The organism is Pseudomonas sp. LBUM1647 (assembly GCF_059716175.1).
Window position 1 is genome coordinate 3,069,163 of the sequence record NZ_CP166809.1, and the last position, 26,109, is coordinate 3,095,271.

The following is a 26,109-nucleotide window of genomic DNA, read 5'->3' on the forward strand; positions in this document are numbered from 1 at the left end:
GGCCCGCCGCCATCGGCCATCCATGGCCGGGGGCGGCTAACCCGGCATCCATGCCGGGTTGCCCACTGCGCAGAACCGGAACGAAGTCTCTCGAGGGGGCGGTGCATCAAGATCAAAAGCTGCAGGCGAGCTAACGCTCGGCCTGTTGAGTGGTGAAGAGCGAAAGTTGGACGCCGATCTGCTTTATGTGGGAGCGGGCTTGCTCGCGAAGCTATTGATCTTGCCGTTGCTGTTGCTGTTGCCGTTGCTTTGGCTTTTGATTTTGATCTGTTGCCCCTTTCCCAGAGGCCGAACGCAGGCGTTGCGCAGGGGGCACCGCGGCAGGGATGCCGCGGTAGCCGCCCCCGGCCATGGATGGCCGATGGCGGCGGGCCCCCGGAGCAATGCCGGAGTGAGGGCATGCCGAGCCTAGGCGAGGCACCGAATGGCGGGGCAGAAGCGCTTTGGTTACTTTCCGCCGGGCCGCGCAGGCTTTTCGAAAGTGACTCGCTGTAAAAGCGAAACCGCCAGCCGCCATCACCGCAGAAACGGATATGTACCCCAACCTTGCGCTCAACTCATCGAACAGCATCCACCAGCGTGGATTCATCAATCTGGCTAATCGAGGTCACCCCGGTCAAGGTCATGGCGACGCGCATTTCCTTGGCGAAGATATCGAGCATATTCTCCACCCCGCGTTGACCATCGGCGGCCAATGCATAGGCCATGGAACGCCCCAGCAATACGCCTTTTGCGCCTAGCGCCAACATCCGTACGACATCAAGTCCCGAGCGGATTCCCGAGTCGACCAGCACCGTCAAATCATTACCGATGGCTTGCATGATGGGCGGCAATGCCCGGGTGGTGGAGAGCACGCCGTCCAACTGTCTCCCACCGTGGTTCGACACGACAATGCCATCCGCGCCAAAGCTGACCGCGTCCCGGGCATCCTGAGGATCGAGAATGCCTTTGATGATCATCGGGCCTTTCCAGAACTCACGAATCCACTCCAGATCGCTCCAGCTGATTGAAGGGTCGAAGTTATTGGCCAACCAGCCCATGTAGTCTTCGAGGGTGACGGCTTTGCCAAGGTACTTCGAGATATTGCCCAGGTCGTGTGGACGCCCCATGAGGCCGACGTTGAATGCCCAGTCGGGTTTGGTCATGGCCTGAAGCATTCGCCGCGATGATGCAAAAGGGCCTGACATGCCCGAGTGTGCGTCCCTGTATCGGGCGCCGGGCGTGGGCATGTCCACGGTAAACACCAGGTTTTTCACACCGGCGGCCTTCGCCCGCTCCAGTGCATTTTTCATGAAGCCTCTGTCCTTCAACACATACAGCTGAAACCAGATGGACTGCTGGCTTTGTGCCGAGACCTCTTCGATCGAGCACACCGAAACCGTCGACAGGCACAGTGGAATGCCTTTATTTTCCGCCGCTTTAACCGCCTGCACTTCACCACGGCGGGCGAACATGCCCGTCAGGCCGACCGGCGCCAATATGATCGGCATGGAAAGTGGTTGATCGAAGAGGGTGGTTTCAAGGCTCAGGGTTTCGACGTTTTTCAGAATGCGCTGACGCAGGCTGATGCCGGTCAGATCAGCGCTATTGGCCCTCAGCGTATGCTCTGCATAAGCCCCGCCATCAATGTAATCAAACAGAAAACGCGGGAGTTTGCGACGTGCTGCCTCGCGATAGTCAGATGCGGATGAAATGATCATGGTGCCTCGGTCTGTGGAATGGCGGGGCTGCCGATGTCGTTGAGCTTACCTGTGGCGAGGGGATTTATCCCCGTTGGCCTGCGCAGCAGGCCTAAACCAGCCGCCTCGGTGTGTCAGAACAATCGAGTCGGCTAGATCGGGGTCGCTTCGCGACCCAACGGGGATAAATCCCCTCGCCACAGGGGATGGTGGTGAGCTCAGTTGGTATCCAGGTCCACGTTCTTGGTCTCACGCAAACAGATCATCCCGACGACAAGGCTCACCCCGGTAATCACCACCGGGTACCACAGCCCGTAGAAGATGTCCCCGGTGTACACCACCAAGGCAAACGACACCGTTGGCAGGAAACCGCCGAACCAGCCATTACCGATGTGGTACGGCAGGGACATCGAGGTGTAGCGGATGCGGGTCGGGAACAGTTCGACCATCAGCGCTGCCAGCGGGCCGTAGCACATGGCGCTGATGATGATCAGCGCCACCATCAACGCCACGATCATGGACTTGTTGACCTGCTGCGTATCGGCTTGTGACGGATACCCCGCCAGGGTCACGGCGCCACGCAGGGCCGCTTCATCGTAGCCTTCGAGTTTCACTTCACCAACGCTGACCTGCACGGCGCTGCCGGCCGGTGCCGCTTCGCTGTTGTAGGGAAGGCCCTGTTTCACCAGGAAGGTTTTGACCTTGTCGCAAGGGCTATCAAATTTCGCCTTGCCCACCGGGTCGAACTGGAAGGTGCAGGTGGCCGGGTCCGCCAGCACGGTGATCGGTGCCTGACGGCTGGCCTGGTCAATGGCCGGGTTGGCGTAGTGGGCGATGGACTTGAAGATCGGGAAGTACAGTGCAGTCGCCAGCAGCAGGCCGATCATCAGCACCGGTTTGCGCCCGACTTTGTCCGATAGCCAGCCGAAGAAAATGAAGAACGGTGCGCCGATGATCACGCTGACGATCAGCAGGCTGTTGGCCAGGGCCGGGTCCATTTTCAGGAACTGGGTGAGGAAGAACAGCACGTAGAACTGCGCCGCGTAGAAGGTCACGGCTTGCCCGGCATTGATGCTGAACAGGGCGATCAGTACGACTTTCAGGTTTTCCCATTTGCCGAAGGAATCGCGCAGTGGCGACTTGCAGAGTTTGCCTTCCTCTTTCATTTTCACGAACGCCGGCGACTCGTGCAGGCTCATGCGAATCCAGGTCGAGATGCCCAGCAGAATGATCGAAAACAGGAACGGAATCCGCCAGCCCCAGACTTCGAACTGGTCACCGGTGAAGTAGCGGCAACCGAGCACCACCAGCAGCGACAGCAGCAAGCCGAGGGTTGCGGTGGACTGAATCCAGCTGGTGTGGAAACCGCGTTTACCCATCGGTGCGTGTTCGGCCACGTAGGTGGCAGCGCCGCCGTATTCACCGCCCAGAGCCAGGCCCTGAAGCATGCGCAGCAACACGAGGATGATCGGCGCGGCAATGCCGATGCTCGAGTAGGTTGGCAGCAGTCCGACGCAGAAGGTCGCCAGGCCCATGAGAATGATGGTCGCAAGGAAGGTGTATTTACGCCCGATCATGTCCCCCAGCCGGCCGAACACCAAGGCGCCGAACGGCCGCACGATGAAGCCGGCAGCGAAGGCCATCAGCGCAAAAATGAACGCCGTGGTGTCGTTGACCCCGGCGAAAAACTGTTTGCTGATCACCGCCGCGAGGGCGCCATAGAGGAAAAAGTCGTACCACTCGAAGACCGTCCCGAGCGACGAGGCGAAGATGACTTTCTGGGTTTCCTTGCCGGTGCCCGCGCTGCGCACGGCTTCCAGAGGCTGAGCATGTTCTGACATATCGGTATCCCTCACAGTGATTGTTTTTTTTGTTCCACTGTCGGCGCCGGCCTTATGGGCTGGCGCCGCTATTGTCGATGTATCGGTGTACTCGTTCCCTGTAGGAGCTGGCGAAGCCTGCGATCCGTTGATCTTCAAGCGTGTTCAAATACGTCAAAAGATCGCAGGCTGCGCCAGCTCCTACAGGTGTTATTCAGGCGTTGGTGGTCAGTTCCTTCTGCTCGGTGATGCTCCTTGTGCTGGGGCTGAGGATCAGTTGCGCGGCTTTTTCGGCAATCATCAGCGTAGGCGAACAGGTGTTGCCCGAGGTGATGCGCGGCATGATCGAGGCGTCAGCGATGCGCAGGCCCGGGATGCCATGGACTTTGAGTTGCGCATCAACCACCGCGTCCGCGTCATTGCCCATGCGGCAGGTGCCGACCGGATGGAAGATGGTGGTGCCGATGCGGGCGGCGGCTTCGTGCAATTGTTCTTCGCTCTGCAAGCTGTCGCCGGGCAAGTACTCGACCGGTTTGAACGCTTGCAGGGCCGGTGCGGCGACGATGCGGCGGGTCAGGCGAATGGCATCCGCTGCCACCCGCAAGTCCTCCGGATGGCTCAAGTAATTGGGCTGAATCAGCGGTGCTTCCTGCGGATCGGTGGAGCGAATCTCGACGCGACCACGGCTTTGCGGGCGCAGATCGCACACCGACGCCGTGAAGGCGGGGAACGCATGCAACGGCTCGCCAAAACGCTCCAGCGACAGCGGTTGAACGTGGTACTCGAGATTCGCCGACGTCTGCTCCGGTCCCGAACGGGCGAAGGCCCCGAGTTGGCTCGGTGCCATGGACAGCGGACCGCTGCGGTCATACAGGTAACGCAGGCCCATGCCCATCTTGCCCCACAGGCTGCCGGCAATTTGATTCAGGGTGCGGGCGTTTTCCAGTTTGTAGATCAGGCGCAGTTGCAGGTGATCCTGCAGATTGCCACCCACGCCGGGCAGTTCATGGGCAACGCCAATCCCCAGTTTTTGCAGCAGTGGGCGAGGGCCGATGCCGGAACGTTGCAGGATGCTCGGTGAGCCAACGGAACCGGCGCACAGCACGATTTCTTTGCGCGCCTTGAAGGTTCTCGCCTGACCCTGCCAACGCGCACTGACCGCTGACGCACGGCCGTTTTCCAGCAGCACGCGGTCGACTTCAACGTCGGTCAGCACGGTGAGATTGGGCCGATGGCGGATCGGTTTGAGAAACGCCTTGGCGGCGTTCCAGCGAATACCGGCCTTCTGGTTGACCTGGAAGTAGCCGCAGCCTTCGTTGTCGCCCTGGTTGAAGTCATCAATGCTGGCGATGCCGCTTTGCTCGGCGGCGCTGCGGAAGGCATCGAGAATCGGCCATGACAGCCGCTGACGTTCGATCCGCCATTCCCCGGCGGCGCCGTGAAACTCCGAGTCGCCAGCAAAATGGTTTTCGCTCCTTTTGAACAATGGCAGGACGTCTTGCCAGCTCCAGCCGGGATTGCCCTGGGCCGCCCAGCCGTCGTAGTCGCCGGCCTGGCCGCGCATGTAGATCATGCCGTTGATCGAGGAACAGCCGCCGAGTACCTTGCCACGCGGGTAACTCAGGGCGCGGCCTTGCAGGCCGGGTTGCGCTTCGGTCTTGAAGCACCAGTCGGTGCGCGGGTTGCCGATGCAGAACAGGTAACCCACGGGGATGTGAATCCACGCATAGTTGTCGCGGCCGCCGGCTTCGAGCAGCAGCACGCGGTTCTGCGGGTCGGCGGACAATCGATTGGCCAGCAAACAACCGGCCGGGCCGGCCCCGACCACGATGTAGTCGTATTCATCCAGGGAAGTCTGCATCCGTGACCTCAACTTGTTGTTCTTGTTGTCGGTCATCCTAGTTGTTAGCTTTCGTCAAAAGAATGTTAGTTTTTGCGCAGCCGCTGTGCGTTTTTAAACACCTCGCTTCAAGGATGACTCATGTTCGACTGGAATGACCTGCGGTTTTTTCTCGAGTTGCAGCGCAGCGGGCGTTTGCTCACCGCTGCCCGTCGTTTGAATACCACCCACGCCACCGTGGCCCGGCACATCGAGGCCATCGAAAAGAGCCTCGGCACCGCGCTGTTTGTTCAGCATGCGCAGGGTTATGAGCTGACGCCGGCGGGCGAAGCGTTGCTCAAACATGCCGAAGCGATGGAAAACGTCGCGTTGCTGGCGCAGGAAGAAATTACTCAGTCGAGTGCACCGTTAGGCAAGATCCGTGTCGGGGTGACGGAGGGGTTGGGCATCATGTTCCTCGCCAGCCGCATGAACGGCCTGTTCGAACGTTATCCGGGGCTCGAAGTGGAACTGGTGGCGGTGCCGCGTTTCGTCAGCATCCTCAATCGTGAGGCCGAGATCAGCATCCACCTGGAGCGCCCGGCCGCCGACATGCTGGTCACGCGAAAACTGACTGACTATCGATTGGCGCTGTACGCCAGCCAGGAGTATCTCGACCGTTCGCCACCGCTGCGCAGCCGCGAAGACCTCGGTCGCCACGCCTGGATCGGTTACGTCGATGACTTGCTGTTCAGCCAGGAACTGATGTTCCTCAACAGCTTCTGTCGCAATCCGCAGGTGGTCTTCCACAGCACCAGCGTCATCGCCCAGCAACAAGCCGCGCGCTCAGGTCTGGGGATCGCCGTGTTGCCGTGCTACATGGCCTGCGCCGATCCCGGCCTGGTGCCGTTGCTGCCGGATGAAAGTATTCAGCGCAGTTACTGGATCAGCACGCGGCGGGAGCTGCACAAATCGGTGCGGTTGCGGGTGTTGTGGGATTACGTGGTGGAGTTGTGTGAGCGCGAGCAGGCGTTGTTGCTGGGATAACAAATGTTCACTCACGCCTCAGAACGTGCCGATACTCTTTGTGCGGAAAACCAACTTCACCGTGTTGTTGGGACCGGGCTGCCACTTCACGTCGGTCGGGTCGTTCTCTTTGCGCACGATACACTTCCATTCCTCATTTTTGCCGTCGTCCGTGCCAGGGAAAAGTACCTTGCCGGTCCATGTAGCGTTGTTAGGAGCGGGTTTAGGGTCGAGCTTTACGGCCTTGGCCGGATCCCAATTCCCTAACTCCGGATGGTTGCCGACCACATACACGCTGTAGCCCGGTACCGTGTTGCCGTTATAGCATTGAAATTCCACTTCGTCTTTTAAGGGCACCCACGTGACACCCAGGGCATCGCGGAACACGGGCAGCATTGCCAACAAGCAAACGCCCAGCGGCAATAGGTAACGATTGCGAGACATGATGAACACCTCAATTCATTCCAGTGGGCGCAGCTTAGCCCCGGCGAAACTGAAAGTGACCTGTTAGAAATGACAGTTCTTTAGAGCGCTTCGCGATAGGTTCAATCGTTGCTTATTAACTGCGAGCTTGTTTGCGCTGGACTGTGCAGCCGTCCTTGCCTTCAATTCGAGGGATGAAGACAAGGAGCGTCCACCGACACTCCGCCGCGAACAAGGGAGCTAGCAGCATGACCGAAGATACAAAAGTGAAAGGCCCAGCGTCGTACTTCCCGTCAATCGAGAAAAAATATGGGCAGCCAATCAGTCACTGGCTGGACCTGCTCGGAACAGTGAGCGCAAAGAAGCACATGGAAATGGTGGCGTGGCTGAAGACTGAACACGGTATGGGGCATGGCCATGCGAATGCTTTGGTTGCGCATTATTTAGCGAGCGCTAAAGCGTGAGCCAGCTGTAAACGGCTTGCCGCGTGGCATGGCAGTGAAAGGGATGCTGGATGTGCGGCCGTTTTCGCGGGCAAGCCCGCTTGTGATCACTCAAGCATTCGGCGGCAACTCGCGCGTGGTGCGCTGTAAAGGCGTGCGGGAGCGGTCGTCCGGAATCGACAGGGTCGCCCGCAACCCGCCCACCGGACGATTGACCAACGTGATTCGTCCACCCAGCCGAGTCGCAATGGTATTGACGATTGTCAGCCCCAACCCCGCCCCCTGGACGTTACCGCGACTGTAAAAACGTTCGAACAACCGGCCGCGTTCCGCTTCGTCGATGCCCGGCCCCTGATCCTCGACACTCAGTGAATAGAACCCGTCAGCCTGATCCAGCTGCACGGTGATGACGCCGTGCTCGGGGGAAAAGTTTGCCGCGTTGCTGATCAGGTTGTTGAGGGCGATGTCGATGGCGGCGGCGTCGGCGGCCACCTTCAGGGGCCGGTCGGTGACGTCGAAGGCCAGTTCAAGGTTCTTGCTCAGTAACCAGGGCGTGAGCTGAACCAGGCTGTCGCGTACGGTTTCAGTCAGGTCAATGGTGTGCAGCACCGGTGTCACGGCTTTGGGTTCAAGGCGAGCCATGGTCAGCAATTGGTTGACCAAACGGCTGGTTCGGTCCACGCCCGAAATCAGAAATGCCAGGGATTCCCGGCGCTCCTGTTCGGTGCCGGCCTCCAGCAGGTTTTGCGCATGCACCCGCAGCACCGCCAGGGGCGTGCGCATTTCATGGGCGGCGTCGGCGATGAAGCGCCGCTCGCGGCCGAGCACTTCCTGAATCTGCGCGAGCATGCGATTGAGCGCCGCTTGCATCGGTTCGAGCTCGCTGGGCAGCGGGGTCAGTTGCAGCGGTTCCAGAGAACCGCTGTGCCGTGCCCGCAGCGTCGCCGCCATATCGGCCAGGGGCTTGAGGCCCCAGCCAATGGCCAGCCAGACCATCGCCACCAGGATCAGGCTGCCCAGCACATTGGGCCACAGGGTATGGCGCAGGATCCGGTCTACCAGGTCCGAACGCACATCGTCGCGTTCGCCCACCCAGATCCGTAAATCCGTTTGTTTGTCTTCCAGCATGAACGCGCGCCAGTGGCGGTGGTTCAGATCCACCACATCGCTGAAACCCGATTTTGAAGGGGGCCCGGTGAAGGAGGGCGCGCTGGCGGTGTGCACCAGCACTTCGCCCTGACGATTCCAGACCTGAAAGGCAATCTTGCTTTCATAAGGATGGCCATCGACCCTGGGCACCGCTTCGCCCAGGGCCTTGTTGAACGCCTGATACAGCTCGGCGTGTTCCTTGCTGGCCAGCGGCATGCGCATCACACCCTGCAGCAGCCGGGCGTTCTGCGCCAGTTGAGCGTCATAGACTTCGGCAATTTCGTGGTTGCTGTCGTTCCAGTTGAACACGCTGATCACCGCCAGACCGGCGAGCATCAGGCCGATGATCAGCGTCAGGGTGCGGCGCCGAATGGACGTCATCGACGCTCCTCCACCAGATAACCGACACCACGAATGGTACGGATCAGGTCGGTGGAGAACTTCTTGCGCAGGTGATGTATATGCACTTCCAAGGTGTTGCTTTCGGCTTCCTCGTTCCAGCCGTAAAGCAACTGCATCAAGTGATCGCGGGTCATGACCCGGCCCGGTGGCGAGAGTAATTCGTGGAGTAGCTGATATTCCTTGGGTGTCAGCGCGACTGGTTCGCCGAGATAGCTGACTTGCTGGGTGCCAGGGTTGAGGCTGATGCCAGCGTGTTCGATCAGCATCTGCGCGCGGCCGGCACTGCGCCGCAGCAAGGCCCGCAGACGCGCCTTGAGTTCGGCCAGATCAAAAGGCTTGATCAGGTAATCGTCGGCCCCGGCATCCAGCCCGGCGATACGGTCTTCGGTGGCGTCCCGCGCGGTGAGGATCAGCACGGGCAGGTTGGAGCCGCTGTCACGCAGGCGGCGCAGCACTTCCAGCCCGTCCATGCGCGGCAGGCCGAGGTCGAGCACCGCCAGATCAAAGTTTTCGCTGAGCAACGAATGCAAGGCACTGCTGCCGTCCTGCAACCAGTCAACGGTATAACCTTCGCGGCCAAGGGCCTGATGGATGCCTTCGCCCAGGGCCACGTCATCCTCGATCAGTAATAAGCGCACACGGACTCCTGTCAGTCGATTTTCTTGTTTACGTCCACCAGTAACGCTTCGATCTCTTTGCGCCGCCCGGCGTCAGCGGTTTGCCGGCCTGGCCGTGGGTCTGCCTGCAGGGCTTTTTGCAGCGCGCCCCGGGCTTCGCTGTAGCGTTTTTGACGGTAGAGGTGATCACCCCAGAAGTACAGACTATCGATGCCGTTCGGGTTGAGTTGCAAGGCCTGCTTGAGCAACTGTTCGGCCTTGTCGGCGTCGCCGAAACCGATGGGCCAGCCCGGTACACGGTCGTACAGCGCGCCGAGGCTGGTGTAGGCCGAGCCTTGCAGGGCTTTTGGGTCAAGGGCCAGGGCTTTCTCCAGATCGACTTTCGCATCCTTGACCTTGCTCAGCGCACCGAGCCCGCCCTGGGCTCCGGCCCAACTGCTGGTGACGATACCGGACCAGATCCAGGCTTCGGCCACCGATTGGCGTTCGTGAGTGAACGCCGAGGCCTGGACGGCGAGTTTTTCAAACGCTGCAGTGCGTTGATCCGCGGGCACCTCGTATTGAATGTGCGCCCAGCTTTGCTGGATGCCATTGAGACGTTGTTGATCGGCGGCGTCCAGCGCCCAGACGCTTTGGCTCAAGGCACCCACCAGCAAACACGCGCAGAGTTTTTTCATGGTTTGAGTTTCTCGTTATCAGGCTTCTGACTCAGGCGACGGATCAGTGGCAACTGCTTGCGCAGGCCGCGATCCACCAGGTTTGGCAACAGACTGTTCAGGCGTACGAAAAAGCGTTCCGGCCAGCCCAGGTACAAGTCGCGGCGGTCACCGGCAATGGCGTGCATCACCGCCGAGGCGACTTTTTGCGGGTCGTCGACATTGGATTTGAGTGCGTCATTCAAGGCCTGCGCCGCCGGGCTGTTCATGCTGGTGCGGGTGGCACGGGGCGCGACGTACAAAACGCCGACGCGGGTGTCGGCCAGTTCCCGGCGCAGGGCTTCGGAAAAACCCCGCAGGGCAAACTTGGTGGCGCAATAGCTGGCGTAACCGGGGTAGCCGATGGAGCCGTAGGTCGAGCCGACGTTCACCACCATCGCGCTTTCAGCTTGCTTGAGCAGCGGCAGCAATAGCTTGGTCAGGCAGATCGGCACGCTGATGTTCACCGCCAGCATGGCGTTGATGTCGCTGTCATCGAGCTGTTCAAGCATGGCGAAGTGATTGACCCCGGCGGCGTTGATCAGCAGGTTGATACCGCCGATGGATTCCGCGGCGGCCAGTACTTTGCGGCGGTCGGCGAGAAACGTCAGGTCGGCGCCGACCCAGCACAATTGCTGCGGATAGCGTTCGAGTAAAGGCTCCAACGGTTCCCGATGCCGAGCCACCGCCAATACCCGGGCGCCACTGGCGCACAGGGCGGTAGTGATCGCCAGACCGATGCCGCCGCTGGCGCCGGTCAACACCACGCGGGCCTCAGACAGGCGCATGCGGGTTCTCCCCGTCGCGCGGCAAGCCGCGGAACATGTCGGTGTACAGCGTGTAAACCACCTTGGAGGCGTGAATCACAGCGGCCTGGTCGGCCGGATCATCGAGGGTGTTCATCAAGCGGCGATAGGTCTGCATGTGCTCGATATCCAGCGAACCATGGGAGCTGAGGTAACTGAATGCGCTTTGCGGCAGGTCCAGGCGTTCGCGAATGCTGTCGGCGGCATGGGTGGCCAGGGCGATGCTGGTGCCTTCCAGCACGTTGACCATGCCGAACAGGCCGACCGGATTGTCCCGGGCTATCAGGTCGTAGAGGAAGCTGACCATCAATTCGATCGGCAAGGACGGACGACCGTCGCGCACCGCGTCCTTGTCGCCACCGCAGGCGTCGATGTCGTCGAGGACCCATTGTTCGTGGCCGTATTCGTCCTCGATGTACTCGCACACCGCTTTACGCAGCCATTCCAGGCGCGACGACAAACGGGCACCGCACGCCATCATCAGCGGCACGGTGTGGCGCACGTGGTAATAGGCTTGCGCCAGGAAGGCCCGGTAGCTTTCCAGGCTGACCCTGCCCTCGAGAGCATCACGAATGATCGGCAAATTGAACAGTTCATGGCGTTCCTGGTGGGTAGCTTCTTGCAGCGTGTCGAAAAAACTCATGATGCGGATTCCTCGGAAAAGACAGCTTCAGTCAGTTGCGCCCGGTAACGCTCGACGATGGCGTCCCGGCGTGGTCGGCCATTGGCGGTCAGCAGGCCATTGGGGGGGGTGAACGGTTGAGCTAGACGGGTCCAGTGATGGACCTGGGCGTAATCGGGCAAGGCCTCGTTGGCGTGCGCCACGGCGGCGGCCAGTTCTTCGTCGGTGCAATCCGGACGATGGGGCCAGAGCAGCGCGTGGTTGCTCGGCATCGCTTCGCCGTAGACGAAGGCTTGGGCGATATGGCGGCGTTGGGTTAATTCAGCCTCGACCCATTCCGGGTTCACATTGCGGCCGTAACTGGTGACGAATTGGTGTTTCTTGCGCCCCTTGAGGTAGAGAAAGCCCTCGGGGTCGAACTCGCCAAGATCGCCGCTGGGCCACCACTCATCGGTGTGCGGCGCCTCGCCCAGGTAACCGAGCAAGGTCGCCCCCTTGATCAGCACTTCGCCGTCGTCGGCCAGGCGAATGTCCACGTGGGGCAGGGGCCGGCCGACACTTCCAGGGCGGCGCGCTTCTGGCCGATTGAGGCACACCACCGACGCGCACTCCGACAGTCCGTAGCCTTCGTAAACCGGTAGACCGATCCGTTGCGCGCGATGCAGCAATTCCTCGCTAACCCGTGCACCACCCACCGCGGCAAAACGCAACGAGTGGGGGCTGAAGGCTTTTTGCTCGGCGGCGTTGACCAGCAGCAGCAGTAATTGCGGCACGAGGATCAGGCTCTCCGGCGCACGGATGGCCAGGCAACCTAGTAGCCGAGGCACATCCACACCGTTAGCACCCTGAATACCCAGGGTTTTCTGGCTGGGCAGGCTCAGCGTTGCGCCAGCGTACAGCGCCGCATAGCAGCCGATATTTTCCAGCAGGATCGCCAGCGGCAGAAGAGCGAGGTGATGCTGTGGATCGGTGGGCTTGCTGGCCTGATCCAGTTCGCGGGCGACCCGCAGAATGCTCTCGGCACTCAGGCACACGCCTTTGGGTGTGCCGGTGGTGCCCGAGGTGAAGGTCAGTTTGGCGGTGCCTTCGGGCATCCGGTTCGGGCCGCTGAAAGTGCGGCGCCAGAACTCGCCGGTTTTCTCATAGCCGGCCGTTTGCAGTTCGCCTTCCAGGGCTGGCTCGGCAATCACCAGGGCGGCCTGGCTTTGTTTCAGGCAATGTTTGCGTTGAGCCGGGCTGAAGAAAGGTGGCAACGTCAGGCAGGTCAGGCCTTCGAACAGCACGGCCAGGTCCCAGAGCATGGCTTCGACGCCGTTGTCCAGGGCCAGTGCAACCACCTTGACGTTTTCATCGCGCAGACGCTGCTGGCGATACACCACTTCAGCGTACAGCGTGGCGTAATCCAGTTTCAGGTGATCGCCCCACACGGCAATGGCATTGGTCTTGCGTTCGGCATGGCTGCGCAGGGTCTGTTTGAAACGCTCGGTTTCAGGCGACATGGCTGGATTCCTCGATGGACGATGGCAACCCCAGGCGATTGAACATCCCGATGTTGCGCAAATGGATGAAGCCGGCGCGGATGTTGCCAACGTGCACCCAGGGTTTGCTCTCGTAGTAACTGCCCCAGCTGTGGCGGTCGTCGCCCAGCCGCTGCGGATCGGCGGCGCAAAGGGTCACGGGTTTCAACCCCAGACGGTGAAAGCTATTCACCAGGCCGATGTTGCCGGTGAACGCCACCCATTCCAGGCCACCCATGGCCAGCAGGTAAGTGATGGCGATGATGCTCATTCGCGCACTGCCGGTGTCGCTGGCGGCCAGGTTGCCCACTTCGACAATGCCCCCGCGGTCTACTGCACAATCGGCAGCGGCACTGATCAGTGGATCGATCGGTTCGTCCAGGTAACGTTCCAGAAACAGCGGTTCGCTACTCGCCAGACGCACGCCGGCCACTGCACACAGTTCACCTGACGCGTTGTTCATGCCAAACAGCTCCGGCATGAAATGACGGATGTCGGCCCCGTGGGCCTTACGGAAACGTTGCTGGATAAAGGCTTCGAAGACGGGGCGCAGGAGCTCGTCCGGCAGGGCTCTGGCCAGACTCATCTGCGGGGTTTCGGCTTGGCCGAAATGCAGGGGCAGAGGGATGTTCCAGTCGAAATCGGGCATTGGAATACGCCTCCCTGGGTAAGTGTGGGAGGAGTATCGGAGGCATTTCTTAACGGAGTCTGAAGGTGGACAAAAGATCGGTTGGTGCTGTCTTCAGACCGGCAATACGGTCAATCAGCGTCAGCGATAATCTCGAACCCGGTGCTGGCCAGGCGCTCACCGTTCACCAGAATGTGCATGGCGTGCTCGCCTGCGTAATGGCGGCGGGTGGTGAGTTCCTTGATGTGCTGACCCCGCGCGATGGTCTCGGTCGCCTTGCCGGGAAGCGTCAGCGCCTTGAGCTTGAACACCTTCGCCGACGTGCTGCCGTTGGCTTTCACGTAATCGATCGCGTAGTCGATCACCAGTCGCTGACTGTCCTGGACCGTGGATTTCACGGCGAAGGACAGGGTGATTTTTTCACCCAGACGAATCACCGCCGGTTCCACCTTCACATCGATGATCTCGACCTCAGGCTTGCCGCCCGCGCCAATGATCGCCAATGCGCGTTGGTTGCCCTGTTTGATCAGGCTGCGCAGGGCGTGTTTGGCGATCCACGCGGTGTGTTTGTTGTCCTGCGACCAGCCTTCGATCAAGTCCAGCACCCATTCGGGATGATCCTTGGTGATGTCGTTGAGGTGGTTGGCCACGGACTTGCGCACGTAGAGGCTGTTGTCGGCCTTGAGGTTATCGAGGATCGCGGCCGCCAATGTCGGGTCAGCCTGTATCTGCTCCAGTCGAAACGACCATGGCAGGCGCGGTCGGCTGCCTTCGCTGGCCAGGCGGCGGACGTGTTCGTTTTCGTCCAGGGACCACTCGTGCATGACCGCCAGTGAGCGTTCGATATCGCTTCGCAAGAAATAGCGGATCGCGAATTCAGAGGAGCCGAACGCAGTGAAGTACTTGAGGGCGTCCATGGATTGTTCGAAGGCATGTCCGCCGTACATCGCGATGTAATGCGGTAATGAAATGCTGACGAAGCCGCTGTTCAGCCGCGGAGCGAGGGCGCGCAGCACTTCAAGCGTTTCTTCATAGCTCAATGGCAGGACCGCGTGCAGGCACTCGCTGACTCGGGCCATGCGCTGCATGATCGATAAATCATCAAGCCCGTCGTTGGCCAGTTTCAGGAAGGCCTTGGCGTTGAACGCTGGGTAGACGGCGGTCATCTCGGTGGCGATGTGCTTGAGGCGGTCGGCGTTGAAGATTTCCTTGAGGGCGGGGGAGGGTTGGTCAGTCATGGTGAACTCCTTGGAAATTCTGTTTTGCCTGAAATACCGCGTTATCGTTCTTCGCGAGCAAGTCGAAGAGGCCCTCACAGTCGCCTCAACGCTTGCCCGCTTCCTCTTCCAGTTGATCCGACTCAAACAATCTCGCCAGTTCCGCCCGGGCTTCCTGCGCCGTCTGCAATACCTTCGCCGCATCGTCATAAATCGCATGCTGGGCCTCCAGCACCTGCTCGTCGTGATGCTTGAAGCGCTTGATCCGCGCATCGGCCTGGGCCTGGGTCAGCCCCAGGCCGACCAGCGTGCGCCGGCTCATTTCCAGACTCGAATAATAGGTTTCCCGAATGGCCTCGGCGCCAAGGTCCACCAGGCGATGCACATGCTGACGGTTACGGGCCCGGGCGATGATTTTGATGTGCGGATAGAGTTTGTGCACCAGCTCGGCAGTCTTGATGTTGGTGCCTGGGTCGTCGGTGGCGATGACAAAGTATTCCGCCTGCTCGACCTTGGCCGCACTGAGGATCTCCGGGCGCATCGGATCGCCGTAGAACACCGGCACACCGCCGAAGCTGCGCGACAGTTCGATGGTTTCCACCGAGGTGTCGAGGGCGACGAACTTGATGTTCTGCGCGCGCAAAATCCGCGCAACGATCTGCCCCATACGGCCCATGCCGGCGATCACCACGCGTGGCGTGTCGGTATCGATCTCGCGGAATTTTTCCGGCACCACCACCGGTTGCACCCTGGGGCTGACCAGTCGCGCGCACAACAGCAACAGCAGCGGCGTCACCGCCATGGACAGGGTGATGGTCAGCACCAGCAAGTCGTATAGGCGTGGCTCGAACAATCCCTGGTCGCGGCCGATCTTGAACACCACAAACGCAAATTCACCACCGGCCGCGAGCACGATGCCGAGGCGAATCGCACTGACCTTGCCCAGACCACCCGCCAGCCGACCGACAACAAACAGCAGCGGCAGTTTGATTGCGATTAGCAACAAGGTCAGGCCCAGCACCGTGATCGGCGCGCTCAGGAGCAGACTCAGATTGGCGCCCATGCCGACACTGATGAAAAACAGCCCCAGCAGCAATCCCTTGAACGGTTCGATTTGCGCTTCCAGTTCGTGACGGTATTCGGAATCCGCCAGCAGCAACCCGGCGAGGAACGCCCCCAGCGCCATGGACACGCCGACCAGGTCCATCAGCCACGCCGTGCCGATCACCACCAGCAACGCAGTGGCGGTCGAGACTTCCGGCAAACCGGTCTTGGCCACCACCCGGAACACTGGGCGCAGCAGATACCGCCCACCGATCACCACCACCGCGATGCTGCCCAGCACGCGCAAGCCGTGATTGAGGCCTTCGCCAGCGCTGCTGGTGTGATCGCCGCCCGCCAGCAACGGCACCATGGCGATCAACGGGATAGCGGCGATGTCCTGGAACAACAGAATCGCGAATGCCAAGCGCCCGTGGGGACTGGTCAGCTCCTTGCGCTCGGCCAGGCTTTGCAAACCGAACGCCGTGGACGACAGCGCCAGGCCCAAGCCCAGCACGATCGCGCTGTTCAACGGTTGGCCGAACACGAACAACGCCAGCACACCAATCACCGAGCCCGTCAGCAGTACCTGCGCCAAGCCGACGCCGAACACCGATTTGCGCATCACCCACAAACGTCGTGGCGACAGCTCAAGACCAATGATGAACAGCAGCAACACCACCCCGAGTTCGGAAATGTGGCTGACGCTTTGCGGATTGCCAATCAAGCCCAGCACCGACGGCCCGATGATCACCCCTGCAAACAGATAACCCAGCACCGCCCCCAATTGCAGGCGCTTGGCCAAGGGAACGGTGAGCACGGCCGCGAACAGAAACACGACAGCGGCTTGCAACAGGTTGCCTTCATGGGGCATGGCTTACTCCAGAAATCGGTACGGCGGGGGCGCTCAGGATAAAGGCTTGAGAAGCATGCGTCAGCCAATCCAATCGCAATCATCGCAGCAATAAGGAATGATTCAGCGCCAGCGCAGTCGGATTTCAGGTACCAAGACATTAATGGAGGTTCACCGATGAACAGCAAGACCCTTATCGCCAGCCTCGCCCTTGTCGCAGGCATTGCCGGTATCAGCCCGATCGTTCAAGCGGATGACCCACCGCAAAAAACCGTCCAGCCCGGGGTTAACAACACCCGCGAACTGGTGGTCGGTGACCGCGCCCCTGACGTTTACCAACGCAGCGAAAAAGCCCTGGTCAACTGGAAGCAGAAAGGCCTAAAAGCGCCGAAGGGCCAGGCGCAGTGGGTGCAGATCAACGACAAGTACATGATGGTGATGATCACAAATGGGACGATTGTGGATATCACGCCAGTGGAGCGTTAAACCGTCGAAGGGCTATTCGCTGTGAGCACGCACGGGGCTTTCAGTGCCCAACCGATACTGATTATTCCCACTGCGTTTAGCTTCATACATCGCCAAATCCGCAATATGAATCAACCGGTCCATGCTCGGCGCATGGTCCGGGAACACCGCGACCCCCAGGCTGGTGCCGATGTGGCGTAGATCATTACCGATGGTCACCGGTGGCGATAGTTCGACGAAGATTTTCTGGCAGATGTTGCGGGCTTCGTCTTGCAGGCTGTTGCCCTGGGACAGGCCTTGAAGGATGACCACAAACTCGTCGCCACCGATCCGGGCGACGGTATCGGTTGAACGCAGAATTTTCTTCAGTCGGGTGGCGGTGGTGATCAGTACCCGGTCGCCGGCGGCATGGCCGTAATGGTCGTTGATTGCCTTGAAACCATTGAGGTCGACAAACACCAGCGCAACCCTCGTGGCGCTGATGCGCGCCTGTTCCAGCGCTTCGGACAGACGCTCCTCGAGCACCAGACGATTGGGCAGACCGGTCAGCGGGTCGAAGTGGGCCAGGTGTTGCAGGTAGCTGGCGGAGGCTTTTTCCTCGGTGATATCGCGTACCACGCCCATCATCTTGATCGTTGCATCCTGGTCGTTCTTGACCACATTGCCGGTTTCCCGAAGCCAGCGGATCGTGCCGTCGGGCCAGACCACCCGATATTCCTCGTCATGGTTGTCGCCGGTTTTCAGGCAACGCAATTCCCCGGCCCGGACCTTGGCCCGGTCGTCCGGGTGAACACATGAGCAAAACAGCGCGTAGGAGGGCGTTACTTCGTCGATCTTGAAGCCAAACATGCCGTAGATCGCGTCCGACCAGTAGAGCTTGTCGGTGTCGACATCCCAATCCCACGTGCCGATACGGGCGAAGTACTGGCTGCGCTTGAAGCGTTCGGCGTCACCGTCCTGGCGGATGTTTTGTCCGTCAGTCAGGCTGGTGATCAGCACGCGATACTCGGCCAGCTGCTTTTGTAGCGAGCGCTCGCGATAGATCAACGCGACGATCAGGGCTAGCACCACTGAGCCGAGGGCGGCGCTGGTCCATTCCACATTCATTCAGGTTTCGCCATCGTGGCGTATCAGCCGTATCGGGAGAGATGTGCCTATGTTAGTTCACACGGCCCTCGATCATCAGCCTCTATTACGAGGGGCGCCACACTTATAGCAGTTCACCTTTGTCCCACAGATGCACCAATTCCCCAGGCGCCTGATCTTCAGGCACCTTCATCACCATCCGGTCGTCCTGTTCGCCGCTGCGGTAGCGCACTTCGATTTGATAGAAGCGCTGATCGCCCCGACCGGCGGATGAACTCGTCATAAGCAGGCAACCCTCGAGCAACGAACAAATGCGGGTGCGTTGGTCGGCATTGCATTGGGCGAATTCGATCTCTCGGGGGCGGGTCAAGCTGTGGATCGCCGCCACGCCGCCCTGGCGGGAGACACAGACCACCGCGTTATCGTCCAGAGTTGGCAAGGTTTTCATTGTTCCTCCAGCGTCAGGTCGACGCCCACTTCAGACCAGCCGTGTCGCACCGCCTCGACTGCCGTTGCACCAAATCCTTGCTGGGCATGCTCGACAGTCAATTGCGCGAAGGCACTGAATGTCGCTTCGCTACTCAGGCGTTTGTCGCACAGCGTGTCGTACCAGATGCGGCCGGTTCTTTCCCAGGCAAAGCCGCCCAGCGCCATTGCGGCCAGATAAAACGCCCGATTGGGGATGCCCGAATTGATGTGCACACCGCCATTGTCTTCCTGGGTGATGACGAACTTGCGCATGTGATCCGGTTGCGGGTCCTTGCCAAGCAACGGGTCGTCATAGGCCGTGCCCGGATGGGCCATCGAGCGTAAACCGATACCTTTGATGCGCGGTGCCAGCAAGTCGGCGCCGATCAACCAGTCAGCCTGTTCGGCGGTCTGGCCCAATACATGTTGTTTGATCAGTACCCCGAAAACGTCCGATATCGATTCATTCAATGCCCCGGACTGGCTGGCATAGACCAGACCGGCTTCGCTTTCGATCACGCCGTGTGTCAACTCGTGGCCGATCACATCCAGAGAGCGGGTGAAGCGCTCGAAGATTTCGCCATCGCCGTCGCCGAACACCATTTGCGCGCCGTTCCAGAACGCGTTCTCGTAATCCTGGCCGTAATGCACGCTGCCGATCAGGGCAAAACCCTTGTTGTCGATGGAGTCCCGACCCAACACCTTCCAGAAGAAATCATAGCTGGCACCCATTGCGTCGTAGGCCTCGTCGACCGCCGGATCGCCGGTTGCCGCCTGGCCTTCAAGCCGCACAGGCATACCCGGCAGAAGCATTTTGCCTTGCGCGTCGTGAATGCTGCGCTGCGCCAGGCCGGGTTGGCCGGGCTGCGGCAGGATCGCTTTGGCGGGTGGTCGCGATGGCGGGCCGGGATTGTGCCGCAGACGGCGGACATGGATCAGCGTGGTCTGAGCGCTGGAGCGCTGACGGTCGGAACCGTGGGCGATGATTCGGTTGAGGATGTAGGGCGGGATGAAACTGTACAGCGGTGATGAGTCGGTCATCAGAGCATCCTTTCCTGAATACGAAGTCGTTATTCATGTGAGCCGGATGACGGTCTTTCGGTTCCGTGGATTGCCTTGCGCGCCGGTTTCTGCGAAAACCTCCGTCCGCGCCCCAATCACTGGGCGACAGTGAACGAGTAGGAACCATGAACGACGAGTTGCAAATCATTGACCTTGAGCCGGGCGACGGCAAAGCCGCCGTCAAAGGCGCGCTGATTACCACCCAATACCGCGGCTGGCTGGAAGACGGGACTGAATTCGATTCTTCCTACAGCCGGGGTAAACCTTTCCAGTGCGTGATTGGTACGGGCCGGGTGATCAAGGGTTGGGATCAGGGGATTATGGGCATGCAGGTCGGCGGCAAGCGCAAGTTGCTGGTGCCGGCGCATCTGGCCTACGGTGAACGGACCATGGGCAAGATCACGCCGAACTCGAACCTGGTTTTCGAGATTGAATTGCTGGAAGTGCTGACGCGCGATGATTGATCGCTAAGACTGAAAGGTTTCCCGGTAGGCATAAAGACCCGGTGTTCCGCCGGTCATCACGAACAGCACGTTGTCCCCGGAGCGGTAGCGTCCTTGTCTAAGATCGGCCAACAGCCCGGCAAATGCTTTGCCGGAGTACACCGGGTCGATCAACAGGCCTTCGGCGCGAGCCATCAGGCGCACTGCTTCCTGCATGGCTGGCGTTGGCAGACCGTAACCGTCGCCCAACTGACTGCCGTCGATGGCGATCTCTTCAGCCTGCACGATGGCGCTACTGCCCAACAACGCCAGTGCGTCCTGGGTCAATTGCCGGGTTCTGGCCGCTGAAGTCTCTCGATCGGATAAAACCGAATAGGATTTAACGATCGAGGTGCCTCGGCCCAGCAACTGGAAGCCCGCCGCGAGCCCGGCGTGGGTGCCGGCGCTGCCGTTGGGCACCACGACTTGATTGAAGGTGAGGCCGAGTTCCGCCTCCTGCTGCGCGATCTCCGCCGCGCAGCGCGCATAACCGAGACTGCCCAGAGGCGTTGAGCCACCGGTGGGAATCACCAGCACGTTGCGCCCTGAGTCCCGAAGTTGTGTGGCCCGTGTTTCGGCCACGGCGAGTGAGTCGCTGCCCCCGGCAAGCACCTGTAGCTGTGCGCCGAACAACTGGTCGAGCAGAACGTTGCCGTTGAGTTCGTAATCTACATCGGTTTTGGGTACCGCGCGGGTCAGGATCAGTTCACAGGCAAGGCCCAGGCGAGCACAGACAGCAGCGGTCAGGCGCGCGTGGTTGGACTGAATGCCGCCCACGGTGATCACCGTGTCGACTTCGGCCGCCAGCGCTGCGCCGATATGGAATTCGAGTTTGCGCAGTTTGTTACCGCCACCGCCAATCAGCATATGATCGTCGCGCTTGAGAAACAGGCCGATTCCCTGCGACTTCAATCCCAGCAGTGTTTCGAGGCGTTCGGCGCGCTGAATGGGCGTGGGGCCTTGCAGGAGCTCTGCCCGCGCAAAAGAACTCAGTGACGTGTCCAGTAGGGTTTGCATCAATGGAGCCTCGTTGTTCACATTTAATAATGTGACTCTATGGAGAACGCCCTTCGTGATAAACGCATTGCCGGTTATTACTCCTTTAACCTGATGTACTTAATCAAGCGTTCCGTTTCCTCCCTTCACAAGGCATGGTCATGAGCAAACTCAGGCAAATGGAAGTTTTCGTCGCCGTGGTCGAGGCGGGCAGCTTCGCCGATGCGGCCAGTGACATCGGGATGTCGGCGGTCATGGTTGGACGGCATATCCAGAGCCTGGAGAAAACCCTCAACACCCAGCTCATTCAACGCACCACCCGGCGGCAATCCATCACCGGGGAAGGGCGGTTGTTTTATGAAGAAGCCAAGCGGGCACTGGAGCAGGTGAAGTACGCGTTCAGCCGGGTGGAGGCGTCGAGCCCGGAGCCCAGCGGCCTGTTGCGAATCACCGCACCGATGACCCTCGGCGTGTCATTGGTCGGTCCTCTGGTGTCGGAGTTCATGCAATGTTATCCGCAGATTCAGGTCGAGCTGATTCTGAGCAACGAAGTGGTGGACCTGTACGAGACGTCATTCGATCTGGCGTTCAGGATCTCCGAACTGATCGGCGTGAACTTGCTGGCCAAGCCATTGCCACCGTATCGAATGGTGATCTGTGCATCGCCCCGGTATCTGGAAAAATGGCAGGAGCCCCAATCCCCCGAAGACCTGCACCGACACAGAATCCTCACCCACACGTCCTGGAACAATCGTTTTGCCTGGCCTTTGAAAAACGGCACCAGCGAGGTTCCCTGGCCTGAAGGGGCTGTGTTGAAAAGCAATGACGGCCAAGTGCTGCTGCAGGCGGCCGTGGCCGGAGAGGGGATTTTGATGCAGCCCGATTTCCTGGTGTCGGCTGCCTTGGCCAAAGGCGAACTCGTGCGGATCCTGGACGCCTATGCGCCGCCGCCCAAGCCGGTACAGATGGTGTATCCACGCTCGCGTAAATCACTGCCCAAGTTGAAAGCATTTATCGATTTTGTTGCGCAGCGACTGGCGTGACCTGTGTGCGACACCCATCAACTGTGGGAGCGAGCTTGCTCGCGATGAACGATGACGCGGTCGCTGAATAGCGGAATGCGGCCGTTGAGGGAAGGGCGGTAGTGCCATTCCAATTGGTCTAGCGCGGGTTTCATTGCCAGAATCTCCCTCAACGTGGCGCTGGCAATACTCAACGCCAACAACTGCCCCGGACATTGATGCCGCCCCGCACCAAAGGTGAAGCTGCGCCGGTCTGGACGATCCAGAAGAAAGACGTCGGGATGGTCATTGAGCTGTGGATCGCGATTGGCCGAGGCCAGCAGCACCAGAATCACGTCGCCGGGGTTCAGGCTTACCCCCTCGATTTCACAAGGCACAGCGACAAACCGGCGGGTGTTCTGCACCGACGGATCGAAGCGTTGAGCTTCAGCGATCAAGTCGTCCACGGGTGTCGATTCGCTGTGCAACGACGGGTTTTGAATCAACGCCAACAGCGCATTGCCGATCAGCCCTGCGGTGACTTCATAGGTCTGGGAGAACAGCCCGATCAGGTTGGCGATCAACATTTCAGCGTCGCCAGAGGTTGCCGCGAAGCGCTGGCGGATCCCGGCGAGCAGGGCGCTCTGATTGCTCGGGTCATCCAGCAGCTCAACGAAATAGCCGCTCAATTGTTCCGCCGCAACGTGCGCCGCCTCCAGTTGCGCTTGATCGCTCAGGGGCGACAGGCACGCGACGAAGTCCGCCGTCAGCTCGCTGATAGCCCGGCCCTGAGCCGGAGAGAAGCCCAGCAATGCAGCCACCACGCAAACCGGCCCGCGGAACATCGCCTTGTACAACCCATCGACGCCGGGAGTGATCAGACGCGCACCGACCAGCGCATTGACTTCAGCGACATCAATCAACGCCAGCTCCGGTTGAATCGCCGACCTCGGGCAACGCTGCCGTTCGCCCTCATTCATCCGCATCAACTGACCAAAGACCTTGCCGGCCATCCCGCCAACAATCGCCTTGGGCACCGGCTCGTATGACGGCCGGACATGACAGTCAGGATGCGCCAGCACGGCCGCAACGGCTCGGGCGCTACTCGCAATCCACACTTTCAGTCCTTGATGAAAAACCAGCCCGCCCTCCGCGCGCAGTTGCGCGTAATAGGGATAAGGATCGGCATGAGTCGCAGCGATGATCGGGTCCATGGGTCGCAGCCTTGTTCGTGGTTGGAAAAGTGTTGCTACTATCTCCAGTCCGAAAGGGCCTTGATTCGTCCGGGAACGAAATATGAACGTAGAACAGCACGACATCGGCGTTTCTCACGTGGCCGCGGCCATCGCGGAACCGGCCCGGACGAAAATCCTCTGTTCGCTGATGGACGGCCACGCCCGCACCAGCACTGAGTTGGCGGCGATTGCCGAAGTCAGCGCCTCCACCGCCAGCGCGCACTTGGCCAAGCTCAAAGAGCTGGCGTTGGTGCGTTTGCATGTTCAGGGCCGCCATCGCTATTACAGCCTGGCGGACAGCCGCGTCGCCCAAGCGCTGGAAGCGTTGATGGTGATCGGCCAGAACGCTGCGCCGACCTTCAATTCGCGCACCCCGGATCGCCTGCAATTCGCCCGCACTTGCTACGACCACATGGCCGGCACGTTGGCGGTGCTGCTGCATGACAGGATGATCGAAGCGGGGTGGCTGCTGGAAACCGATGAACAGGTCTATCAGCTGAGTGACAGCGGTGAGGCGTTGTTTGAAGGGTTGGGTATCGAGGTCAAGGACTTGAGTACGCTGCGCCGCCGCTTCGCCTGCCCATGCCTGGACTGGAGCATGCGTCGGCCGCATCTGGGCGGTTCGTTGGGGGCGGCGTTGTTGCAAACGGCGATCAAGCGCAAATGGGTGACTCAGGGCCTGGACAGCCGCGCGCTGGCGTTGACGGCGACGGGGCGAAAGGAACTCAGCAGCCGGTTTGCCGTTGAACTGCCGGTTCAGGTATCAACAACACAACCCGCTTCCACCGAGACCAGACGCCGAGCGATCGCCAGTTCTGCGCCTTAGCGACTGGCCGAGGCCATGAGTACGCCAAAACCGGCGAAGGTCACGCCTGAGACTTTCGCCGCCAGCCAGGATCCCTTCGGGCTGGACAACCAGCCTTTGGCGGCATTGGCGAGCAAGGCATAGCTGCCATGCACGAGGATCACCAGTACGCCGTAGGAGGCGACCAGTTTGAAAAACTGGGTGGAGAAGTGCGCTGAGGTGTCGATGAATTGCGGGAACACCGCCAGAAAGAAAAACACTGCCTTGGGGTTCAAAAACTGGATCGAAGCCGCTTCAAGGAAGCGGTAGCCCGGGCTTGAGGGGCGCGTTTCAAGCAGCGTGTTGAAACCAGCCGAGCGCCAGCTTTTGTAACCCAGGTACAACAAATAGGCGGCCCCTGCGTATTTCAACGCGGTAAAGGCGTTGGCGGAGGTGCTGAGGATCAGGCCAACACTGGTGGCGCTGATCGCAGCGACGATAAACGCTCCCGACGCGATCCCCAGAATGCCCGGCACTGCCCCGGTCCAGCCGTGGCGCACCGCGTTGGACAGGGTCAGGACCACGCCTGGCCCTGGGCTCAAAATGGTCAGGGTGGCAAACAGTAGAAAGAGTCCATAGCTGTTCATGTCTTGCTCCGTCAGGTGACGCTGGCTGTGTGCGAGCAGATTGGCGTGACGACGTGGGCGTGACAAACGCTTTAATTGCGGTGCATATGTGACTAAATTAGACGCATGACAAATCCACTACCGCCGCTTAATGCTGTTCGCGCCTTCGCCGTTGCTGCTCGTCATCAGAGTTTCAGCCTGGCGGCCGAAGAGCTGCATGTCAGTCACAGTGCCGTCAGCCGGCACATCAAATTGCTTGAGGAGCACCTGGGTGTGCTGCTGTTCGAGCGGCGTGTCCGTCAATCGGTACTGACGCCGGCCGGTCAGCGTTTTTATGAGCAGGTCAGCGCCGGGCTGGCGCAGATCGCCAACGCCGCCGCTGCGCTCAAGCAACATGCCTCGCTGCCGACCGTGAAGATCAATGTCCGTCCATCCTTTGCGATGCTTTGGCTAGCACCCAGACTGGAGGATTTCATTGCGCAGCACCCGGACATCAAACCGCAAGTGATTACCCAAACCCAGGCACCGGATCATGCACGCGACGGGTTCGACATCGTCATTCGCCGTGGTCGTGACGACTGGGCGCCGGCGATTGAGGCGCGAGCGCTTTTCGAAGACGAACTGTTGCTGGTCGCGGCACCTTCGCTGATCGAACGCCTGGCGCTTCAAGACCTGACATCCCTGAGCCGGCACACGTTACTGACCGCCAAGGCGCGTCGCGAAGATTGGCACAACTGGGCACTGCATTTTGGTCAAGGCCAGTCAGCCACTCAGGTCACCCGGCAGTTTGACCACATGCACCTGGTGCTTGAGGCCGCCGTGGAAGGACAGGGCATTGCCTTGTGCCCGACCTCTTTGCTGGGCACCCACCTCTCGAGTGGTCGCCTGATTTGCCCGTTGCCCGAGTTGCGGATGCCGTTGCCGCGTTATTACTACGGTGTTGCGCCGGACGTGACGGTGCAGACACGGGTGTTTGTGGAGTGGTTGTTTGCCCGCATTGCTCAGGATGAGCACACACCTGCAGGTTCTTGATGTTATCGAGCAAGGCGGATTTCACCCATTGGAGAGTGTTGTGTCAAACTCCTTGCTGAATGGCCATATGCTATGCAGGTTCGGTGGGCCAATTTCAGGAGCTAGGGATATCAGC

Annotated in this window: 26 protein-coding genes; 7 read left to right on the forward strand and 19 right to left on the reverse strand. The window is 60.2% G+C overall.

The window, feature by feature from the left end; genetic code table 11:
• Positions 1 to 557: 557 nt before the first annotated feature.
• The 3 genes from lldD to ACA059_RS14010 all read right to left on the reverse strand — a co-directional run bounded on the left by lldD (position 558) and on the right by ACA059_RS14010 (position 5,360).
• Complete coding sequence (gene lldD / locus ACA059_RS14000; RefSeq protein WP_497634372.1) at positions 558 to 1,700, reverse strand: FMN-dependent L-lactate dehydrogenase LldD; 1,143 nt, start codon at positions 1,698 to 1,700, stop codon at positions 558 to 560.
• Between the two features lie 197 nt (positions 1,701 to 1,897).
• Positions 1,898 to 3,520, reverse strand: coding sequence for an MFS transporter (locus ACA059_RS14005; RefSeq protein ID WP_497634374.1), 1,623 nt, complete (start codon positions 3,518 to 3,520; stop codon positions 1,898 to 1,900).
• Between the two features lie 193 nt (positions 3,521 to 3,713).
• Entirely contained in the window at positions 3,714 to 5,360 is a 1,647-nt protein-coding gene (locus tag ACA059_RS14010; RefSeq protein ID WP_497634376.1) for a GMC family oxidoreductase, read from the reverse strand.
• 120 nt (positions 5,361 to 5,480) lie between these two features.
• On the opposite strand from ACA059_RS14010, the gene ACA059_RS14015 reads away from it, so the two are divergent.
• Entirely contained in the window at positions 5,481 to 6,365 is an 885-nt protein-coding gene (locus ACA059_RS14015; protein WP_497634378.1) for a LysR family transcriptional regulator, read from the forward strand.
• 18 nt (positions 6,366 to 6,383) lie between these two features.
• On the opposite strand, the gene ACA059_RS14020 is transcribed toward ACA059_RS14015, so the two are convergent.
• Positions 6,384 to 6,788, reverse strand: coding sequence for a carbohydrate-binding module family 20 domain-containing protein (locus tag ACA059_RS14020; RefSeq protein ID WP_497634380.1), 405 nt, complete (start codon positions 6,786 to 6,788; stop codon positions 6,384 to 6,386).
• Between the two features lie 227 nt (positions 6,789 to 7,015).
• On the opposite strand from ACA059_RS14020, the gene ACA059_RS14025 reads away from it, so the two are divergent.
• Complete coding sequence (locus ACA059_RS14025; RefSeq protein ID WP_497634381.1) at positions 7,016 to 7,231, forward strand: DUF4287 domain-containing protein; 216 nt, start codon at positions 7,016 to 7,018, stop codon at positions 7,229 to 7,231.
• Positions 7,232 to 7,321: 90 nt separating this feature from the next.
• Here the strand turns inward: ACA059_RS14025 and ACA059_RS14030 are convergent, their stop codons facing one another.
• From ACA059_RS14030 to ACA059_RS14070, 9 genes are all read right to left on the reverse strand, one after another.
• Positions 7,322 to 8,740: an ATP-binding protein gene (locus ACA059_RS14030; protein WP_497634382.1), complete on the reverse strand. Its 1,419-nt coding sequence runs from the start codon at positions 8,738 to 8,740 to the stop codon at positions 7,322 to 7,324.
• Complete coding sequence (locus tag ACA059_RS14035) at positions 8,737 to 9,399, reverse strand: response regulator (protein ID WP_497634383.1); 663 nt, start codon at positions 9,397 to 9,399, stop codon at positions 8,737 to 8,739. The genes ACA059_RS14030 and ACA059_RS14035 overlap by 4 nt, the downstream gene beginning before the upstream one ends.
• Before the next feature lie 11 nt (positions 9,400 to 9,410).
• Positions 9,411 to 10,055, reverse strand: coding sequence for a tetratricopeptide repeat protein (locus tag ACA059_RS14040; RefSeq protein WP_497634384.1), 645 nt, complete (start codon positions 10,053 to 10,055; stop codon positions 9,411 to 9,413).
• On the reverse strand, positions 10,052 to 10,861 hold the full coding sequence (locus tag ACA059_RS14045; protein WP_497634385.1) for an SDR family oxidoreductase: 810 nt from the start codon (positions 10,859 to 10,861) through the stop codon (positions 10,052 to 10,054). Before ACA059_RS14045 ends, ACA059_RS14040 begins: the two co-directional genes overlap by 4 nt.
• Positions 10,848 to 11,522, reverse strand: coding sequence for an iron-containing redox enzyme family protein (locus ACA059_RS14050; RefSeq protein ID WP_497634386.1), 675 nt, complete (start codon positions 11,520 to 11,522; stop codon positions 10,848 to 10,850). The genes ACA059_RS14045 and ACA059_RS14050 overlap by 14 nt, the downstream gene beginning before the upstream one ends.
• The gene (locus ACA059_RS14055; protein WP_497634387.1) at positions 11,519 to 13,000 is read right to left on the reverse strand and encodes an AMP-binding protein; all 1,482 of its coding nucleotides are present in this window, start codon (positions 12,998 to 13,000) and stop codon (positions 11,519 to 11,521) included. The genes ACA059_RS14050 and ACA059_RS14055 overlap by 4 nt, the downstream gene beginning before the upstream one ends.
• On the reverse strand, positions 12,990 to 13,667 hold the full coding sequence (locus ACA059_RS14060) for a thermostable hemolysin (protein WP_497634388.1): 678 nt from the start codon (positions 13,665 to 13,667) through the stop codon (positions 12,990 to 12,992). The genes ACA059_RS14055 and ACA059_RS14060 overlap by 11 nt, the downstream gene beginning before the upstream one ends.
• Before the next feature lie 110 nt (positions 13,668 to 13,777).
• Positions 13,778 to 14,884 carry a DNA alkylation repair protein gene (locus ACA059_RS14065; RefSeq protein ID WP_497634389.1) on the reverse strand — a complete coding sequence of 369 codons (1,107 nt, stop codon included), beginning with the start codon at positions 14,882 to 14,884 and terminating at the stop codon, positions 13,778 to 13,780.
• Positions 14,885 to 14,969: 85 nt separating this feature from the next.
• On the reverse strand, positions 14,970 to 16,778 hold the full coding sequence (locus ACA059_RS14070; protein ID WP_497634390.1) for a monovalent cation:proton antiporter-2 (CPA2) family protein: 1,809 nt from the start codon (positions 16,776 to 16,778) through the stop codon (positions 14,970 to 14,972).
• Positions 16,779 to 16,934: 156 nt separating this feature from the next.
• Here ACA059_RS14070 and ACA059_RS14075 point away from each other — a divergent pair, with 156 nt between their 5' ends.
• Positions 16,935 to 17,243: an RcnB family protein gene (locus ACA059_RS14075; protein WP_497634391.1), complete on the forward strand. Its 309-nt coding sequence runs from the start codon at positions 16,935 to 16,937 to the stop codon at positions 17,241 to 17,243.
• Positions 17,244 to 17,255: 12 nt separating this feature from the next.
• On the opposite strand, the gene ACA059_RS14080 is transcribed toward ACA059_RS14075, so the two are convergent.
• From ACA059_RS14080 to ACA059_RS14090, 3 genes are all read right to left on the reverse strand, one after another.
• Entirely contained in the window at positions 17,256 to 18,329 is a 1,074-nt protein-coding gene (locus tag ACA059_RS14080; RefSeq protein ID WP_497634392.1) for a diguanylate cyclase domain-containing protein, read from the reverse strand.
• Between the two features lie 103 nt (positions 18,330 to 18,432).
• The gene (locus ACA059_RS14085) at positions 18,433 to 18,756 is read right to left on the reverse strand and encodes a protealysin inhibitor emfourin (protein WP_461960151.1); all 324 of its coding nucleotides are present in this window, start codon (positions 18,754 to 18,756) and stop codon (positions 18,433 to 18,435) included.
• Positions 18,753 to 19,817, reverse strand: coding sequence for a M4 family metallopeptidase (locus ACA059_RS14090; protein WP_497634393.1), 1,065 nt, complete (start codon positions 19,815 to 19,817; stop codon positions 18,753 to 18,755). The genes ACA059_RS14085 and ACA059_RS14090 overlap by 4 nt, the downstream gene beginning before the upstream one ends.
• Positions 19,818 to 19,963: 146 nt before the next feature.
• On the opposite strand from ACA059_RS14090, the gene ACA059_RS14095 reads away from it, so the two are divergent.
• On the forward strand, positions 19,964 to 20,302 hold the full coding sequence (locus ACA059_RS14095; protein WP_497634394.1) for an FKBP-type peptidyl-prolyl cis-trans isomerase: 339 nt from the start codon (positions 19,964 to 19,966) through the stop codon (positions 20,300 to 20,302).
• A 3-nt stretch (positions 20,303 to 20,305) separates the two neighbouring features.
• Here the strand turns inward: ACA059_RS14095 and ACA059_RS14100 are convergent, their stop codons facing one another.
• Positions 20,306 to 21,337, reverse strand: a complete 1,032-nt coding sequence (locus tag ACA059_RS14100) for a D-cysteine desulfhydrase family protein (RefSeq protein ID WP_497634395.1) — start codon at positions 21,335 to 21,337, stop codon at positions 20,306 to 20,308.
• A 140-nt stretch (positions 21,338 to 21,477) separates the two neighbouring features.
• Between ACA059_RS14100 and ACA059_RS14105 the strand changes: the two genes are divergently transcribed.
• Positions 21,478 to 22,359, forward strand: a complete 882-nt coding sequence (locus ACA059_RS14105) for a LysR substrate-binding domain-containing protein (RefSeq protein WP_497634396.1) — start codon at positions 21,478 to 21,480, stop codon at positions 22,357 to 22,359.
• Positions 22,360 to 22,376: 17 nt separating this feature from the next.
• Here the strand turns inward: ACA059_RS14105 and ACA059_RS14110 are convergent, their stop codons facing one another.
• Positions 22,377 to 23,531: a cytochrome P450 gene (locus ACA059_RS14110; protein WP_497634397.1), complete on the reverse strand. Its 1,155-nt coding sequence runs from the start codon at positions 23,529 to 23,531 to the stop codon at positions 22,377 to 22,379.
• 82 nt (positions 23,532 to 23,613) lie between these two features.
• Between ACA059_RS14110 and ACA059_RS14115 the strand changes: the two genes are divergently transcribed.
• Complete coding sequence (locus tag ACA059_RS14115) at positions 23,614 to 24,378, forward strand: ArsR/SmtB family transcription factor (protein ID WP_497634398.1); 765 nt, start codon at positions 23,614 to 23,616, stop codon at positions 24,376 to 24,378.
• Here ACA059_RS14115 and ACA059_RS14120 read toward each other — a convergent pair.
• A complete protein-coding gene (locus tag ACA059_RS14120; protein ID WP_008149720.1) occupies positions 24,375 to 24,983 on the reverse strand; it encodes a LysE family translocator in 609 nt (202 codons plus the stop codon). The genes ACA059_RS14115 and ACA059_RS14120 overlap by 4 nt on opposite strands.
• Before the next feature lie 105 nt (positions 24,984 to 25,088).
• Between ACA059_RS14120 and ACA059_RS14125 the strand changes: the two genes are divergently transcribed.
• On the forward strand, positions 25,089 to 25,994 hold the full coding sequence (locus ACA059_RS14125; RefSeq protein ID WP_497634399.1) for a LysR substrate-binding domain-containing protein: 906 nt from the start codon (positions 25,089 to 25,091) through the stop codon (positions 25,992 to 25,994).
• Positions 25,995 to 26,109 lie beyond the last annotated feature (115 nt).

Coding starts and splice junctions, on each gene's coding strand:
- lldD (WP_497634372.1), bottom strand. CDS start 1,700: ATGATCATTTCATCCGCATCTGACTATCGCGAGGCAGCACGTCGCAAA.
- ACA059_RS14005 (WP_497634374.1), bottom strand. CDS start 3,520: ATGTCAGAACATGCTCAGCCTCTGGAAGCCGTGCGCAGCGCGGGCACC.
- ACA059_RS14010 (WP_497634376.1), bottom strand. CDS start 5,360: ATGCAGACTTCCCTGGATGAATACGACTACATCGTGGTCGGGGCCGGC.
- ACA059_RS14015 (WP_497634378.1), top strand. CDS start 5,481: ATGTTCGACTGGAATGACCTGCGGTTTTTTCTCGAGTTGCAGCGCAGC.
- ACA059_RS14020 (WP_497634380.1), bottom strand. CDS start 6,788: ATGTCTCGCAATCGTTACCTATTGCCGCTGGGCGTTTGCTTGTTGGCA.
- ACA059_RS14025 (WP_497634381.1), top strand. CDS start 7,016: ATGACCGAAGATACAAAAGTGAAAGGCCCAGCGTCGTACTTCCCGTCA.
- ACA059_RS14030 (WP_497634382.1), bottom strand. CDS start 8,740: ATGACGTCCATTCGGCGCCGCACCCTGACGCTGATCATCGGCCTGATG.
- ACA059_RS14040 (WP_497634384.1), bottom strand. CDS start 10,055: ATGAAAAAACTCTGCGCGTGTTTGCTGGTGGGTGCCTTGAGCCAAAGC.
- ACA059_RS14045 (WP_497634385.1), bottom strand. CDS start 10,861: ATGCGCCTGTCTGAGGCCCGCGTGGTGTTGACCGGCGCCAGCGGCGGC.
- ACA059_RS14050 (WP_497634386.1), bottom strand. CDS start 11,522: ATGAGTTTTTTCGACACGCTGCAAGAAGCTACCCACCAGGAACGCCAT.
- ACA059_RS14055 (WP_497634387.1), bottom strand. CDS start 13,000: ATGTCGCCTGAAACCGAGCGTTTCAAACAGACCCTGCGCAGCCATGCC.
- ACA059_RS14060 (WP_497634388.1), bottom strand. CDS start 13,667: ATGCCCGATTTCGACTGGAACATCCCTCTGCCCCTGCATTTCGGCCAA.
- ACA059_RS14065 (WP_497634389.1), bottom strand. CDS start 14,884: ATGACTGACCAACCCTCCCCCGCCCTCAAGGAAATCTTCAACGCCGAC.
- ACA059_RS14070 (WP_497634390.1), bottom strand. CDS start 16,778: ATGCCCCATGAAGGCAACCTGTTGCAAGCCGCTGTCGTGTTTCTGTTC.
- ACA059_RS14075 (WP_497634391.1), top strand. CDS start 16,935: ATGAACAGCAAGACCCTTATCGCCAGCCTCGCCCTTGTCGCAGGCATT.
- ACA059_RS14080 (WP_497634392.1), bottom strand. CDS start 18,329: ATGAATGTGGAATGGACCAGCGCCGCCCTCGGCTCAGTGGTGCTAGCC.
- ACA059_RS14085 (WP_461960151.1), bottom strand. CDS start 18,756: ATGAAAACCTTGCCAACTCTGGACGATAACGCGGTGGTCTGTGTCTCC.
- ACA059_RS14090 (WP_497634393.1), bottom strand. CDS start 19,817: ATGACCGACTCATCACCGCTGTACAGTTTCATCCCGCCCTACATCCTC.
- ACA059_RS14095 (WP_497634394.1), top strand. CDS start 19,964: ATGAACGACGAGTTGCAAATCATTGACCTTGAGCCGGGCGACGGCAAA.
- ACA059_RS14100 (WP_497634395.1), bottom strand. CDS start 21,337: ATGCAAACCCTACTGGACACGTCACTGAGTTCTTTTGCGCGGGCAGAG.
- ACA059_RS14105 (WP_497634396.1), top strand. CDS start 21,478: ATGAGCAAACTCAGGCAAATGGAAGTTTTCGTCGCCGTGGTCGAGGCG.
- ACA059_RS14110 (WP_497634397.1), bottom strand. CDS start 23,531: ATGGACCCGATCATCGCTGCGACTCATGCCGATCCTTATCCCTATTAC.
- ACA059_RS14115 (WP_497634398.1), top strand. CDS start 23,614: ATGAACGTAGAACAGCACGACATCGGCGTTTCTCACGTGGCCGCGGCC.
- ACA059_RS14120 (WP_008149720.1), bottom strand. CDS start 24,983: ATGAACAGCTATGGACTCTTTCTACTGTTTGCCACCCTGACCATTTTG.
- ACA059_RS14125 (WP_497634399.1), top strand. CDS start 25,089: ATGACAAATCCACTACCGCCGCTTAATGCTGTTCGCGCCTTCGCCGTT.